General features: G+C 71.0%; 11 protein-coding genes and 1 pseudogene. 2 read left to right on the top strand and 10 right to left on the bottom strand.

Annotation, left to right across the window (positions count from 1 at the left end):
• Window positions 1-343: 343 nt before the first annotated feature.
• Window positions 344-1,351: a stage II sporulation protein M gene (locus IG99_RS24745; RefSeq protein WP_037677250.1), complete on the bottom strand. Its 1,008-nt coding sequence runs from the start codon at window positions 1,349-1,351 to the stop codon at window positions 344-346.
• A gap of 131 nt (window positions 1,352-1,482) precedes the next feature.
• Here IG99_RS24745 and IG99_RS24740 point away from each other — a divergent pair, with 131 nt between their 5' ends.
• The gene (locus IG99_RS24740; RefSeq protein ID WP_037677248.1) at window positions 1,483-2,481 is read left to right on the top strand and encodes an RDD family protein; all 999 of its coding nucleotides are present in this window, start codon (window positions 1,483-1,485) and stop codon (window positions 2,479-2,481) included.
• 27 nt (window positions 2,482-2,508) lie between these two features.
• On the opposite strand, the gene IG99_RS24735 is transcribed toward IG99_RS24740, so the two are convergent.
• Window positions 2,509-3,123 (bottom strand): hypothetical protein, encoded by a 615-nt coding sequence (locus IG99_RS24735; RefSeq protein WP_037677244.1) that lies wholly within the window; start codon window positions 3,121-3,123, stop codon window positions 2,509-2,511.
• Between the two features lie 208 nt (window positions 3,124-3,331).
• A complete protein-coding gene (gene ahcY / locus IG99_RS24730) occupies window positions 3,332-4,789 on the bottom strand; it encodes an adenosylhomocysteinase (protein ID WP_037677242.1) in 1,458 nt (485 codons plus the stop codon).
• A 485-nt stretch (window positions 4,790-5,274) separates the two neighbouring features.
• On the opposite strand from ahcY, the gene IG99_RS24725 reads away from it, so the two are divergent.
• Window positions 5,275-7,392, top strand: coding sequence for a fructose-specific PTS transporter subunit EIIC (locus IG99_RS24725; protein ID WP_037677240.1), 2,118 nt, complete (start codon window positions 5,275-5,277; stop codon window positions 7,390-7,392).
• 110 nt (window positions 7,393-7,502) lie between these two features.
• Here IG99_RS24725 and IG99_RS24720 read toward each other — a convergent pair whose 3' ends face one another.
• The 7 genes and pseudogenes from IG99_RS24720 to IG99_RS24695 form a co-directional block, all read right to left on the bottom strand.
• Window positions 7,503-8,483 carry a cation diffusion facilitator family transporter gene (locus IG99_RS24720; protein WP_037677237.1) on the bottom strand — a complete coding sequence of 327 codons (981 nt, stop codon included), beginning with the start codon at window positions 8,481-8,483 and terminating at the stop codon, window positions 7,503-7,505.
• 136 nt (window positions 8,484-8,619) lie between these two features.
• Complete coding sequence (gene manA / locus IG99_RS24715) at window positions 8,620-9,771, bottom strand: mannose-6-phosphate isomerase, class I (RefSeq protein ID WP_037677235.1); 1,152 nt, start codon at window positions 9,769-9,771, stop codon at window positions 8,620-8,622.
• 142 nt (window positions 9,772-9,913) lie between these two features.
• Window positions 9,914-11,053, bottom strand: a complete 1,140-nt coding sequence (locus IG99_RS24710; protein ID WP_037677233.1) for an SIS domain-containing protein — start codon at window positions 11,051-11,053, stop codon at window positions 9,914-9,916.
• Window positions 11,054-11,097: 44 nt separating this feature from the next.
• The gene (locus tag IG99_RS45780; RefSeq protein WP_007382472.1) at window positions 11,098-11,268 is read right to left on the bottom strand and encodes a Trm112 family protein; all 171 of its coding nucleotides are present in this window, start codon (window positions 11,266-11,268) and stop codon (window positions 11,098-11,100) included.
• A gap of 593 nt (window positions 11,269-11,861) precedes the next feature.
• Complete coding sequence (locus IG99_RS24705; RefSeq protein ID WP_037677229.1) at window positions 11,862-13,226, bottom strand: phosphomannomutase/phosphoglucomutase; 1,365 nt, start codon at window positions 13,224-13,226, stop codon at window positions 11,862-11,864.
• Between the two features lie 243 nt (window positions 13,227-13,469).
• Window positions 13,470-13,863 (bottom strand): annotated as a pseudogene (locus IG99_RS51690) (L-lactate permease); the annotation flags it as partial.
• Window positions 13,864-14,289: 426 nt separating this feature from the next.
• Entirely contained in the window at window positions 14,290-14,718 is a 429-nt protein-coding gene (locus IG99_RS24695; protein WP_037677300.1) for a DUF3499 domain-containing protein, read from the bottom strand.
• Window positions 14,719-14,736: the final 18 nt, after the last annotated feature.

The following is a 14,736-nucleotide window of genomic DNA, read 5'->3' as shown; positions in this document are numbered from 1 at the left end:
TTCCCTTCGGTCTTGCGTTTCCGACTCTATCAGATCTTTTCTCGATCCGATTTCCTCGGTGCTTTCCAGGTTCCCGCTCTCGCGTTTCCCTTTCCGGCGGTTCCGACTTTATCAGAAACTTCGGACCGCTTTGACCGGCCATCTGTTTCCGAAACGTCGGGAGGGGCTTCCTCGAAATCAGCGATCAATGATCGATTTTCGCGAAGCAGATAGGTTACTCACTGCTACCGACCGGTGAACCCAGTTCCAGGCAACTGTTCGAATCTACCTCCCCACCAGCTCCGTGTCAACGGCTCTTGTGGGGCGAAGGAGACAGTAGCAGTTCGATCGCCGTGCTCGCACATCAGGCAGCTGTCGGGACCGTGGCGCTGCGTTCGGCTTCCTCGACGTCGCCGGTGTCGCCTGCTCGGGCCGCACGACCGCCCAGGACGAAGACGTACGCGAGGAAGGCCAGCTCGGCGAGGACGCCGATGGCGAGGCGTGCCCAGGTGGGCAGGCCCGACGGGGTGACGAAACCTTCTATGGCGCCCGAGACGAAGAGGACCAGGGCGAGGCCGATGGCCATGCCCACGGCGGCGCGGCCCTCTTCGGCCAGAGCGGCGCGTCGGGTGCGCGGGCCGGGGTCGATGAGGGTCCAGCCGAGGCGGAGACCGGTGCCCGCGGCGACGAAGACCGCTGTCAGTTCGAGCAGGCCGTGCGGGAGGACCAGGCCGAGGAACGTGTCGAGACGACCGGCGGAGGACATCAGGCCGAAGCCCACGCCCAGGTTGAGCATGTTCTGGAAGAGGACCCAGAGGACGGGAAGGCCCAGGAAGACACCCAGGACCAGGCACATCGCGGCGGCCTGGGCGTTGTTCGTCCAGACCTGGGCGGCGAAGGCAGCCGCGGGGTGGCTGGAGTAGTAGGTCTCGTACTCGCCGCCGGGGCGGGTGAGCTCGCGCAGTTCGCTGGGGGCCGCGATGGTGGACTGGACTTCGGGGTGGGTGCCGATCCACCAGCCCAGGAGGACGGCGACGGCGGTGGAGATCAGCGCGGTGGGTACCCACCATCGGCGCGACCTGTAGACCGCTGCGGGGAAGCTTTGGGTGAGGAAGCGGGTCACGTCGCGCCAGGAGGCACGTCGGTTTCCTGTCACCGCACTACGCGCGCGTGCCACCAGCTGACTGAGCCGGCCGGTGAGCTGGGGGTCGGGTGCGCTGGACTGGATCAGCGACAGGTGAGTCGCGGTGCGCTGATACAGGGTGACGAGTTCGTCGGACTCCGCACCGGTGAGGCGGCGCTGACGGCGGAGGAGGGCCTCGAGGCGGTCCCACTCGGCTCGGTGGGCGGAGACGAAGACGTCGAGGTCCATCGGTTTTCCTGCTCCTCGGCTGTTCGTCGACGACCGGTCTTGAGCGTCAGCTTGTCGTACTGCGGCGCGATGTGCCCTCAGCTTGGCAGACTGGCCGTTCTCGGGGCAGTGCAGGGGAAGGGACGACGGACGTGAGTGAGCTGGTGACCGGCGAGGCGGTGGCGTTGGAGCTGCGCCCCGCGAGGCTGCCCAGCAGGGCGTTGGCCATCGTGCTGGATCTGCTGGTGACCGTGTTCGCCTACATCGTCGTGACGATGGTTCTGGTGGTGTCCGCGGCTTCGTTGGACGAGGCCGCGCAGGTCGCGCTGTCCATCGCCTCGTTCCTGCTCGTGCTGGTGGGTGGTCCGATCGCGGTGGAGACGCTCAGCCATGGGCGTTCGCTCGGGAAACTGGCGTGCGGGTTGCGCGTGGTGCGGGACGACGGCGGGCCCATACGGTTCCGGCACGCGCTGGTGCGGGGAGCGATCGGCGTGGTCGAGATACTGCTGACGTTCGGCGTGGTGGCTTGTATCGCGTCGCTCGTCTCGGCGCGGGGGCGGCGGCTCGGGGACGTGTTCGCGGGGACGCTGGTCGTCCGGGAGCGGGTGCCTGTCGGGCACGCCGGCTTTGTGCCGCCTCCTCCGCCCTGGCTCGCCGGGCGCTTTTCCGGGCTCGACCTGTCGGCGGTTCCCGATGCCCTGTGGCTCGCGATCCGGCAGTACCTGGGCCGAATGCAGCAACTGGATCCGGCGGTCGGCTGGACGATGGCGGAACGCCTCGCCGCCGACCTCGCGACCCGTACGGGCACTCCGGTGCCGCCGGGAGTTCCGCCGACCGCGTATCTGGCGGCCGTGGTGCAGGAGCGGCAGGTGCGGGAGGCGCGTCGGGCCTTCGGGAACGGTCCTGTGGAGGGGCGGCAGACGGTGCCGGGCGCGGAGGGGTCTCCCGCGGGGCAACAACCGGCAGTCGGCGCTCCTCCTCTGACTCTGACGCCCTCCCCTGCGCCCCTTCACGGGCACCATCAAGGGCAGCACCACGGGCAGCACCAGAGGCAGCAGTCTCAGCCGCAGGCGTCCGCGGGCCGCTCCGCGGTCCCGGAGGACGAGCCGCGGGTCGATCTTCCGGCCACCGGGTTCGTGCCGCCTGCGTGACCGGTCGGCCGGCACGTCGGCAGCGCCTCAGCCGAACACCGACGGCGGTGACTCGAGGTCTTCGAGCTCGATGCCGGGGGCCGCGAGGACCACGTCGCCGGCGATGTGCACGGTGTGCTGTTCGCCGGTGTCCAGGGCTGTGACCTGGTATTCGTCCACGCTGAGAGGGCCGTTGTCAGTGGCGTGTGCTTCGCTTTTCACCAGGGCCCAGGACTGGTCGACGGTGCGCGGGGCGAGGACCGGGTCCGTGAAGGCGACGAGGCGTACGCGGGTCGCGGAGGCGGAAGGAGTGAGGCGTAGGAGACGGGTGGTGGCGATGAGAAATGCCGGGGATGTGCCGGTGAAGGCGTGGGCGGGGACGTTGCCTTCCGTGGCCTGAGTGCCGGTGGGGTCGGTGCGGACCCAGGTGACGCCGTCGAGGGCGGCGCCGCGCACCTGCCAGCTCCGGGCGTGGAGTTCGAGGCGGATGGGTCGGCCGAGTTCGTCGAGGACGAGGTCGACGGAGCCGGAGTGGTCGCCCGAGGGGGTGGTCAGCTGGGAGACGTAGCGCCAGCCGGAAGGACCGGGGGCGCAGTGGAAGTGCTCTTCTGCGAGGGGGGTGTGATCGTGCGGATCGTGGAGCGAATAACGGCCGCGGGGCATGGGGGTCCTGGATCTTGACGGGCTGACCGGGGTCGGTGCGGTCGAAGGCCAAAGGGGCAGGCCCCCGGCACGGGGGTGCGGGGGCCTGCCTCGGAGGACCTGCCGCCGCGGGCGCGTCAGTGCACGGGCGCGCTCGCGGCGGGCGGGGCTGCCGACTCGATGGCTGCCATGGCGGCTGCCTCGGCTGCCGCGGTGACTGCCGACCTGCTCAGTAGCGGTAGTGGTCCGACTTGTAGGGGCCCTCGACCTCTACGCCGATGTAGGCGGCCTGCTCCGGGCGCAGCGTGGTGAGCTTCACGCCGAGCGCGTCCAGGTGGAGACGGGCGACCTTCTCGTCGAGGTGCTTGGGGAGCACGTAGACGCCGGTCGGGTACTCGTCGGGCTTTGTGAACAGCTCGATCTGGGCCAGAGTCTGGTCCGCGAAGGAGTTGGACATCACGAACGACGGGTGCCCGGTGGCGTTGCCCAGGTTCAGCAGGCGGCCCTCGGACAGGACGATGATCACCTTGCCGTCGGGGAACTTCCAGGTGTGGACCTGCGGCTTGATCTCGTCCTTGACGATGCCGGGGATCCGGGCGAGGCCGGCCATGTCGATCTCGTTGTCGAAGTGGCCGATGTTCCCGACGATGGCCTGGTGCTTCATCTTGGCCATGTCGGCGGCCATGATGATGTCCTTGTTGCCGGTCGTGGTGATGAAGATGTCGGCCTTGTCGACGACCTCGTCGAGGGTCGTGACCTGGTAGCCGTCCATCGCCGCCTGCAGGGCGCAGATCGGGTCGATCTCGGTGACGATGACACGGGCGCCCTGGCCGCGCAGGGACTCCGCGCAGCCCTTGCCCACGTCGCCGTAGCCGCAGATGACCGCGGTCTTGCCGCCGATCAGGGTGTCGGTGGCGCGGTTGATGCCGTCGACGAGGGAGTGGCGGCAGCCGTACTTGTTGTCGAACTTCGACTTGGTGACCGCGTCGTTCACGTTGATCGCCGGGAACAGCAGGACGCCGTCGCGCTGCATCTCGTACAGGCGGTGGACGCCGGTCGTGGTCTCCTCGGTCACACCGCGGATCTCGGAGGACAGCTGGGTCCACTTCTGCGAACCGTCCGTGATGGTGCGGTGCAGCAGTTCGAGGATGACGCGGTGCTCGTCGGACTCGGCGGTGTCGACGGACGGGACCTTGCCGTCCTTCTCGTACTCGACGCCCTTGTGGACGAGGAGGGTGGCGTCACCGCCGTCGTCGAGGATCATGTTCGGGCCGCCGGTGGGGCTGTCCGGCCAGGTCAGAGCCTGCTCGGTGCACCACCAGTACTCCTCCAGGGTCTCGCCCTTCCAGGCGAAGACCGGGACGCCCTGGGGGTTGTCGGGCGTGCCGTTCGGGCCGACGGCGATGGCGGCGGCCGCGTGGTCCTGGGTGGAGAAGATGTTGCAGGAGGCCCAGCGGACCCGGGCGCCCAGGGCGGTCAGGGTCTCGATGAGGACGGCCGTCTGCACGGTCATGTGGAGGGAGCCGGTGACGCGGGCACCGGCGAGGGGCTGCGCCTCGGCGTATTCCTTGCGGATCGCCATCAGGCCGGGCATCTCGTGCTCGGCGAGGGTGATCTCCTTGCGGCCGAACTCGGCCAGGGAGAGGTCGGCGACCTTGAAGTCCTGTCGGTTCTCGACAGTCGTCATTACGAGCTGCTCCTCGGGATTGGGTCGAGGGTGGGTACGGCTGGTCTGCGCGGCGGCGGACACAGGGGTGCCCGAAGGAGGACACAGGCATGCCCGCGTACGCGCAGCGCAGTCCGTCGGAGGCCCTCTCTCCCTCGGCCGGTCCACGGCGGGACCGCCCGACCGCCATCAGCAGCGACGTCTGGCTCCGTCCCAAGCTACACCGGTCGCCCCGGCCACCCCAGTCCGCCTTCGTGGACATCCTGCCAAGCACCGGCGGTCGTCCGGTGTCCGTGGTCGCGGCTGGGTGCCGTTGACCAGGCGTGCAGCAGGGAATCGGGAGCCGGGAGGGCCAGGGGTCGTCGCGGTTGTGAGTCCCGCAACTGTGGCGCCACGTCTTTGAGGGCGGGCGTGCGGTTGGCAGGATGCGGGGAGATCGGAACGAGTGATCGATCTTGCGGGCCGCCCGGGACGGCGGTCCGTGACAAAGGCGTGAGGAGATCGATGTGACCAGTCCGGCCGGCCCTCCCCCCACGGGCAGCGGCGATGGCGAGCGGAAGCGGCTGAAGCTGCTCGCGGTGACCGCGTGTCCGACCGGCATCGCGCACACGTACATGGCGGCGGAGAAGCTCGCACAGGCCGCCGAGAGCCGCGGTATCGAGATGAAGGTGGAGACCCAGGGATCCATAGGGGTTGAGAATGTCCTCGACGACAACGATGTCAGCACTGCCGACGGCGTCATCGTCGCGGCGGACAAGGACGTGGACCTGAGCCGTTTCGTGGGCAAGCGGGTCCTCACCGTCGGGGTGGCCGAGGGAATCCGGCACCCCGAGCGGCTGATCGAGCGGGTGCGTTCGGCGCCCGTGCACACGGCGGGCGGCACCGCGTCGACCCTGTCGTCGGCCAGTGGCGGTCAGGGCGGTGGCACGGAACGGAGCACGGTGTACAAGGCGCTGATGAACGGCGTCTCCTACATGATCCCGTTCGTGGTCGTGGGCGGTCTGCTGATCGCGGTGTCGCTGGCGCTCGGCGGTGATGCGACGGCCAAGGGCTATGTGATTCCGGAGGGCACGTTCTGGGCCCATGTGAACCAGGTCGGGGTCATCGGGTTCCAGCTGATGATCCCGGTCCTGTCCGGGTACATCGCGTACGCCATCGCCGACCGGCCGGCGCTGGTGCCGGGCATGATCGGCGGGTGGATCGCCAACACCGGTTCGCTGTACGACTCGGAGGCCGGGGCCGGGTTCATCGGGGCGATCGTGACCGGGTTCCTCGCCGGGTACCTGGTGCTGGGGATCAAGCAGGTGCGGGTCCCGAAGTTCGTGCAGCCGATCATGCCGATCATCGTGATCCCGATCGTGGCGACCACGGCGCTGGGGCTGTTCTTCATCTACGTCATCGGCAAGCCGATCTCCTGGGTGTTCGAGCACCTGACCAGCTGGCTCAGTGGGATGACGGGCACGAGCGCGGTGCTGCTGGGCGCGATTCTGGGGCTGATGATCGCGTTCGACATGGGCGGGCCGGTCAACAAGACGGCGTTCCTGTTCGGGGCGGGGCTCATCGCGACCGGCAACCAGACGGTCATGGGCATGTGCGCGGCCGCGATCCCGGTGATGCCGCTGGGTCAGGGGCTCGCAACGCTGGTCCGCAAGCGGCTGTACACCGAGCAGGAGCGGGAGACCGGGCTGGCCGCGCTGTTCATGGGGTGCTTCGGCATCTCCGAGGGCGCGATCCCGTTCGCGGCGGCGCGTCCTGCGCAGGTCATCCCGGCCAACATGCTGGGCGGCGCGGTGGCCGGTGCGGTGGCCGGACTCGCCGGGGTGAAGGACGCGGTGCCGCACGGCGGGCCGATCGTGGCGGTGCTGGGAGCGGTGAGCGGTGTGCCGATGTTCTTCGTGGCGGTGGTGATCGGCACGGTGGTGACCGCGCTGACGACGGTTCTGCTCGTGGGCCTCGGGGAGCGCGGCCGGCCCGGAGCGCCGGGTGTCGGCGCGGGAGTGTCCGGTGCCGAGCCGGTGCTGGTCGGGGCCGGTGTGGGGGCGCCGGGTGCGGGGGGTGCCGTAGCGGCTGAGGGTGCGGGGGTGACCGTACCGGCGCAGGCCCCGGAGTTGGTCGTCGCGCAGAGCGCGGGCGTGGCCGGGCCGGCGGCGGAGGCGGACGCCGAGCCGGAGGTTCTGTCCGGGTATCTCACCGGGCAGACCGTCGACGTGCGGCTCGCGGCCGCCGGGAAGGAGGCGGCGATACGGGAGCTTGCGGGGCTGCTGGTGCGGACCGGGCGGGTCGCGGATCAGGACGAGTTGGTGCGGACGGCGCTGCGGCGTGAGGAGCAGGGCACGACCGGGCTCGGCGAGGGGATCGCGATACCGCACGCCAAGACGGACGCGGTGACCGCGCCGGTCGTCGGGTTCGCGCGGTCCGACGAAGGCGTCGATTGGGGCTCGCTGGACGGTACGAAGGCCCGGCTGGTCTTCATGATCGCCGTACCGGAGGCTGCCGCGGGCGACGAGCATCTGCGGATCCTGGCGTTGCTGTCGCGGAAGCTGATGGACGCCGGGTTCCGGGAGCGGTTGCTGTCGGCGCCGGACGTGCGAGCCGTGCTCGGGGTGCTGGCCGAGATCCGGTAACCGGGGGCTGCCTCGGTCGCACGAGCTGATCGGTCACACGAACTGTTCGGTCGCACAGGCTGTGCGAAGGGGCCCGGCGATGTGGTCACCGGGCCCCTTCGGTGTGTGGCTCAGTGCTCGGCGGGGTGCTGTGCCGGGCCGCCGGGGGTCGCCTCGCGGTCGGGGCCCTTGGCGGCCTCGGCCTCGCTGTAGATGTCGGGTTCGAGGTAGATCACGCGGGCGATCGGCACGGCATCGCGGATACGGCCCTCGGCGGCGTTGATGGCGTTCGCGACCTCGGCGGCCGTGTCGTCGTGCTGGACGGCGATCTTGGCGGCGATGAGCAGCTCCTCGGGGCCGAGGTGCAGGGTGCGCATGTGAATGATGCCGGTGACGGTGTCGCCGTCGACGATCGCGGCCTCGATCTTCTTGACCTCCTCGACGCCCGCCGACTCGCCGAGCAGCAGGGACTTGGTCTCTGCGGCCAGGACGAGGGCGATCAGGATGAGCAGGATGCCGATGCAGAGGGTTCCGATGCCGTCCCAGACGCCGTCGCCGGTGAGGAGCGCCAGGCCGACGCCGCCGAGGGCGAGGATCAGGCCGACGAGCGCGCCGAAGTCCTCCAGGAGGACGACCGGGAGCTCGGGCGCCTTGGCTCGGCGGACGAACTCCTTCCAGGAGAGGTCGCCGCGCAGCGGGTTGGACTCCTTTATGGCGGTCCGGAAGGAGAAGCCCTCGGCGATGATCGCGAAGATCAGGACACCGACCGGCCAGTACCAGTGCTCGATCTCGTGCGGGTGCTTGATCTTCTCGTAGCCCTCGTAGATCGCGAACATGCCGCCGACCGAGAAGAGGACGATCGAGACGAGGAAGGCGTAGATGTAGCGCTCGCGGCCGTAGCCGAAGGGGTGTTGCGGGGTGGCCTCGCGCTGGGCCTTCTTGCCGCCGAGCAGCAGGAGGAACTGGTTGCCGGAGTCGGCGAGCGAGTGCACCCCCTCGGCGAGCATCGACGACGAGCCGCTGAACGCGAACGCCACGAACTTCGATGCCGCGATCGCGAGGTTGGCACCGAGTGCCGCCACGATCGCCTTGGTGCCGCCTGACGCGCTCATGTGTTCGCGTGTTCCCTTCGCCTTCGTGCCTAAGCCGTCCAGGCCTTTGCCCGTGCTTTGCCGGTGGGTCATTGTTGCAGCCCGGTCCGGCAGCGGTGCGGCTGGCCGCCCGCCCGCGGCCCCGGCGGCGGGGTCGTCAGGCGACGACGGTAGCCCGGAAGAGCGTTCCGGTTCCGGACACCTCGGTCTTTTCGCCCGCCGGGACGAAAACCGACTGGCCGGGCGCCAGTTCGTGCTCTCCCGCGCGGACGGTGCCCGACGTGCAGAGCAGGATCTGGGGGGTCGCGCGGGTGAGGTCGTGGGTGCCGCCGCCCTCGGGGAGGACGTAGCGGGAGAGCCGGAACTCGTCGATGGGGGTCTCGTAGACCTCCTCGCCGTCCGGTGCGGCCTCCGGGCGCAGCACGCCCGGGTCGCCGGCCTCGAAGCGGACGACGCGCAGGAGTTCGGGCACGTCGACGTGCTTGGGGGTGAGGCCGCAGCGCAGGACGTTGTCCGAGTTGGCCATGATCTCGACGCCGAGGCCGCTGAGGTAGGCGTGCGGTATGCCGGCGCCGAGGAACAGGGCTTCGCCGGGCTGGAGCCGGACGTGGTTGAGGAGCATCGCGGCGATGACGCCCGGGTCGCCAGGGTAGTGGTGGGCGATGCCGGCGTAGGGGGCGTAGTCGCCGCCGAGGCGGTCGCAGGCGGCCGCGGCCTCGGCGACGGTGTGTGCCATCTCCTCGGGGTCGGCGGTCAGTACGGCGGTGAGGACCTCGCGCAGCGCCGCGTCCTCGGGGTGGGCGCGCAGGACGTCGACGTACGGCTTGAGGGAGTCCACGCCGAGGCCTTCGAGCAGGTCGGCGGCGCGGGCCGGGTCGCGGAAGCCGCACAGGCCGTCGAACTCGGTGAGCGCGCAGATCAGTTCGGGCTTGTGGTTGGCGTCCTTGTAGTTGCGGTACGGGGCGTCGACGGGGATGTCGCGGCGCTCCTCGTCGGCGTAGCCCTCCTTCGCCTGCTCCAGGTCCGGGTGCACCTGGAGGGAGAGCGGGGCACCGGCGGCGAGAAGCTTGAGGAGGAAGGGCAGCCGGGGGCCGAACCGGGCGACGGCTTTGCCCCCCAGTTCCCGCTCGGGGGCGGCGTCGATGACCTCGACGAGCGTGCCGCGCGCGGTGCGCGAGGGGGCGCCCGGGTGCGCTCCCATCCACATCTCCGCCTGCGGTTCACCGGTCGGCTCGACACCGAGCAGCTTCGGGATGGCGGTCGGGGAGCCCCAGGCGTAGGGGCGCACGGTGTTGTCGAGGCGGTCCATGTGCGTCGTGCTTCTCTCTGCCGGTTCTCTCGTACGGCTCTCGGGGCGTCCGTACGGTTCTCAGGGCGTCCGCGCGGTCGCAGGGCGCCGTATGGCTTTCAGCGGCTCTCCGGGCGTCCGTGCGGCTCTCAAGGCGTCGCTGTCATGATCGGGTTTTCGAGGCGAGCGCCAGGTAAACGGCGGCGAAATCCGTGATGGCGATCAGTTCGGCGAGGGTCTCCAGCTCGCCGCCGGGCTCGGGCTCGAGTTCGCTGATGGGTGTGTCGTGGCTGAGGGCCAGGTCGCGGGCGGAGGGGGCGGCCGTGAGTCCCCCGATCGGGCGATCGCGGAGCAGCACCACGCGCGCGTGGAGGGCGGGGGGCTCCTCGACGCGGTCGCGGAAGAAGTCGTCGGGGTCGGCACTGGCGGCCAGCGGGCCGGCGAGCAGGGCGCTGTGGGCGGCGAGTGCCTCGGGCAGTTCGGCGACGACCGCTGGGGTGCCGGAGAGCTCCGCGAGGGCGGCGGCGAAGCGGTGGCCGGCCGGGCCGGCCGAGGTGCCCTCGGTCCAGATCACCGGGAGGGAGTCGGCGAGTTCGGCGGCCAGTTTCTTGGCGGGGTTGCTGTAGGTCGCGATGGCGGGGCCGCAGCGTTCGGCGACCTGGTCGAGGCGGTCGGCGACCTTCTCCAGGGCGTCGGGCTGGGCGGAGATCAGGCCGGCGCGGTCCAGGATCGCGAGGAGCGGGGTGAACAGGGCCCACAGGACGCCGGGCGCCGAGGCGGCGACGGGGGGCTGTTCGTCGAGCTCGTAGGGGGCGGTCGCCATCGGCACGTAGAGGCTGTGCGAGGTGGTCACCGCGTCCGTGAGCGGCGAACCGGTGGGGGCTACGGCGACGACGGTGACGCCGCGTCGGTAGGCCTGCTCGGCGAGCAGGGAGAGGGACGGCTCCGAGCCGTCCGGGGTGGCGATGATGAGCAGGTCCACGGAGCCGGCCCAGCCCGGGAGTTCCCAGCGCAGGGCACCCGCGGCGGGGGCCACGCCGGTGGGAGTGAGCCGGATGACGGGGCAGCCGGTGCCGGCGAGGGAGCCGAGGAGGTCGGCGACGCAGGTGGCGGCGGCGCCGGGGCCCGCGATGAGGATCGCGCGCGGGCGGCCGTCGGGTTTGAGGTCGTTGACCCCCGCCTCGGTGGCGTGCCGGAGGGCTGTGCGGACGCGGGCGCCGGCTTCGGCGGCGCCGCGCAGGAGGGCGCGGCGGTCGGCCTCGGCGAGGGCCTCCGGCGTGTCGAGAAGCGATTCGTCGAGCATGGGCGGGAGTCTCCGATCGCCGGGTCGCGGGTCGTCGGTACGCGTTACGCGGGGCGGCGGGCCTCGTCGACGAGAAGGACGGGGATGCCGTCGCGGACGGGGTACGCCAGGCCGCAGTCCTGTCCGGTGCAGATCAGCTCGGTGTCCTGCTCCTTGAGGGGGGCGTGGCAGGCCGGGCAGGCGAGGATCTCCAGGAGGCCGGCTTCGAGCGGCATGGGGGTTCCCTTCGGGACGGGCTTGTGCGGTTTGAGGTTGTGCGGATGCGCCTGGTCAGGTTACCGCCGGTGGGGTGTGCGGTGGGGGCTGGGCGGAGGGGGGTGGGTTCGGGGGCCCGGCGCTGGGGTTGAGGGCGCCCGGTGCTGGGCTGGGCGGGGGCGGGTCGCGCAGCCCGGTGCCGCGGGTTGCCGCCGCGCCCACCCTCCCGAGCTCTCGGCTTCGCTGGAGCAGGGCCGCCTCGCCCCAGTGGCACGCCTGTCCGCGGGATGGACGGCGTGGCTGGGCATGGCGCCCAAGGGGCGCCGCCCATGTGGCTGGGCGCCGCCCTTGATGCTGGGCGCCGCCCTTGATGCTGGGCGCCGCCCGTAGTGGCTGGACAGCGCCCCTGGTGGCTGGGCGGCGCGGTGGGCCGACGTCCTCCGGTGTTCCGGGGAGCACCCACTGGGCGGGCTCGAAGTCAGCGCCCATCGGTGGCCCCACCGCAGCGGCTCACCGTGGCCCCGCCACTGCGGCGGTGGCCCCGCCACAGCGGCTCACGGAGCCCGGCGGCGCCGTCGTCCGGAGGTGACGTGGCAGCGCCCCTGGCCGGTCGTCAGCCCCTGATGATCGCCAGGACCTCGTCGCGGACCGCGGTGACCGTTTTCTCGTCGCGGGCCTCGGCGTTGAGGCGGAGAAGGGGTTCGGTGTTGGAGGGGCGGACGTTGAACCACCAGTCGAGGGCGGTGACGGTGAGGCCGTCGAGGTCGTCGAGGGTGACGTCGTCGCGGGTCTCGAAGGCGGAGCGGACCGCGGCGAGGCGGCCGGCCTGGTCGTCGACGGTGGAGTTGATCTCACCGGACGCGGCGTAGCGGTCGTACTGGGCGACGAGGGCCGAGAGCGGGCCCTCCTGGCCGCCGAGGGCCGCGAGGACGTGGAGGGCGGCCAGCATGCCCGTGTCGGCGTTCCAGAAGTCCTTGAAGTAGTAGTGGGCGGAGTGCTCGCCGCCGAAGATCGCGCCGGTGCGCGCCATCTCGGCCTTGATGAAGGAGTGGCCCACGCGCGTGCGGACCGGTGTGCCGCCGTTCTCCTTGACGACCTCCGGGACGGACCAGGAGGTGATCAGGTTGTGGATGACCGTGCCCTTGCCGCCGTGCTTGGCCAGCTCGCGCGAGGCGACCAGCGCGGTGATCGCGGACGGCGCGACCGGGTCGCCGTGCTCGTCGACGACGAAACAGCGGTCGGCGTCGCCATCGAAGGCGATGCCCAGGTCGGCGCCCTCCTCACGGACCCGCTTCTGCAGATCCACGATGTTCGCCGGGTCCAGCGGGTTCGCCTCGTGGTTGGGGAACGTGCCGTCGAGCTCGAAATACATCGGGACGAGCTCCAGCGGCAGGCCCGAGAAGACCGTGGGGACCGTGTGGCCGCCCATGCCGTTGCCCGCGTCGACGACGACCTTCAGGGGGCGGATGGAGGTCAGGTCGACCAGGGAGCGCAGGTGGGCCGCGTAGTCCTCCAGCGTGTCGCTCTGGGTGATCGTTCCCGTCGTCGACGTCGGCGCGGGGGCGCCCGCGTCCGTCCACTGCTCCACCAGGGCGCGGATCTCACCCAGGCCGGTGTCCTGGCCGACCGGCGCCGCACCCGCGCGGCACATCTTGATGCCGTTGTACTGCGCCGGGTTGTGCGAGGCCGTGAACATCGCGCCTGGCAGGTTCAGCGCGCCCGACGCGTAGTACAGCTGGTCGGTCGAGCACAGGCCGATCTCGGTTACATCGACACCCTGTGCCGCCGCCCCACGCGCGAACGCCCGTGACAGGCCGGGGGACGACGGCCGCATGTCGTGGCCGGTCACAATCGCCTCCGCGCCGGTCACCCGGGCGAAGGCCGCTCCGAAGAGCTCGGCCAGCGACTCGTCCCACTGGTCGGGGACGACACCGCGTACGTCGTACGCCTTCACGATCTGCGACAGATCAGCAGCCACGGCCAACCCTCCTGAAAGTCCTATCGGTCATCCCAAACTACCCGCCCAGGCCGACAGTCCGCTGTGTGGACCATGAGTGGATTCCAAGCCGTCACCTCAGGTCAGGGCTGAGTTCGCGCACGGCCGAGGAACGGCTCCGGGCAGCCTCCGGTCCAGCAGCGGAGAGTTCTGGCCGGCCACGGCAGGCACATCACCAGCGTCAAGCCCCGTTCCGCGGCAGCGCCTTGCTCAGCAGATCCCCCTCGCGGCCTGTTCGGAGAGGTTCAAGAGGTAGCCGGCGCGGACACGTACGTCACCGTCAGGATCACGAACCGCAGTTCGCGCACGGCCGCGGCCCTCTCCGCGACCGTCACGCGCGCGTGCGCCCAGCAATGGCCGCCGCCCTCTCCGCGACCATCACGCGCGCGTGCGCCCAGGACGACCGCCGTCAGCACCCCTGCGAGCAGCACGAGCGTGCCGCCCGTCGAGACGCCGGGCTCCTCGCTGCGTGCCCGGTCACGACGGACGCGCGGACGGACTCGGCGGCGGGCACACGCGCGTGCGGTACGGCGGCCAGGGCGGCGCCGAGTTGGGCGGAGATGTGCTGGGAGGCGGCGAACTGGGCGACGGCGAAGGGGAGTCCGCGAGGCACACCTGGCGGACCGCACGGGACTCCTGGCGGCCGTCGCGGCCGCCTGGCTCCCGGGTGTGCCATGCCCCGGGCCGGACGCTCTCCAGCGGCGTACAGGGAGCCGTCGTCGGCCTCCCACTGGACTCCGTGCCTCCTTGGGGGTCGTCGGACGCCTGTGCCGGCCCTGGTGGTGCCCGTGATGCCGGTCCGGCCGGTGTCCAACTGGTCGACGGCCGACGCGGGCTGCGCGAGCCCTGGGTGCCCGCCCTGGGAGGCGGACGCCTGCGAGGAGGGCCAGGGCGAAGGACGAAGGGGCAGGGCGCGCCACGAGGGCGGACAGGCCGAGTGAGCGGAGCGGGCTTGTCGCGGACGTGTCGTAGGCCTGTGCGTCCGTTTCAGCCGGAACGAGAAATCGCTTTCCTCATGACGGTGTCGGGGAGGAACCCGAGTGACTCAGTTGTCGGGCGAGCGCAGCACCCGCAGGTGGCCGCGTCGCGCGACCTCCATCGGGTCGGCTCCGCGTCCCCCGCCGCCGCCACCGGCCCCGGCCGCCCGCTCCTGCGGACGGGCCGCCTCGCGCACGGCGTTGGCAAGCGCTTCCAAATCGTCTCCACTGGGCCGCGCGGGAGCCGAGCCGTCGAGGAGACGGACGACCTCCCAGCCGCGCGGGGCGGTGAGGCGCTCGGAGTGCTCGGCGCACAGGTCGTAGCAGTGGGGTTCGGCGTAGGTGGCGAGCGGGCCGAGGACCGCGGTCGAGTCGGCGTAGACGTACGTCAGCGTCGCGACGGCGGGTCGGCCGCAAGCGGTGCGCGAACAGCGACGTACAGGGCTCACGACGTTGGACGGTACCGCACTCTTGAGCGGGCCGCGACGACTCTGCACCAGGTCGCTCCACCGTGT

Source organism: Streptomyces griseus subsp. griseus (genome assembly GCF_000720255.1).
GTDB classification, from domain to species: Bacteria; Actinomycetota; Actinomycetes; order Streptomycetales; family Streptomycetaceae; genus Streptomyces; species Streptomyces griseus_I.
This window is presented reverse-complemented; position numbering and strand designations above follow the sequence as displayed.

Bases quoted from the DNA above. Each gene is read 5' to 3' on its own strand.
- IG99_RS24745 (WP_037677250.1), bottom strand. From the start codon at position 1,351: ATGGACCTCGACGTCTTCGTCTCCGCCCACCGAGCCGAGTGGGACCGC.
- IG99_RS24735 (WP_037677244.1), bottom strand. From the start codon at position 3,123: ATGCCCCGCGGCCGTTATTCGCTCCACGATCCGCACGATCACACCCCC.
- ahcY (WP_037677242.1), bottom strand. From the start codon at position 4,789: ATGACGACTGTCGAGAACCGACAGGACTTCAAGGTCGCCGACCTCTCC.
- IG99_RS24720 (WP_037677237.1), bottom strand. From the start codon at position 8,483: ATGAGCGCGTCAGGCGGCACCAAGGCGATCGTGGCGGCACTCGGTGCC.
- manA (WP_037677235.1), bottom strand. From the start codon at position 9,771: ATGGACCGCCTCGACAACACCGTGCGCCCCTACGCCTGGGGCTCCCCG.
- IG99_RS24710 (WP_037677233.1), bottom strand. From the start codon at position 11,053: ATGCTCGACGAATCGCTTCTCGACACGCCGGAGGCCCTCGCCGAGGCC.
- IG99_RS45780 (WP_007382472.1), bottom strand. From the start codon at position 11,268: ATGCCGCTCGAAGCCGGCCTCCTGGAGATCCTCGCCTGCCCGGCCTGC.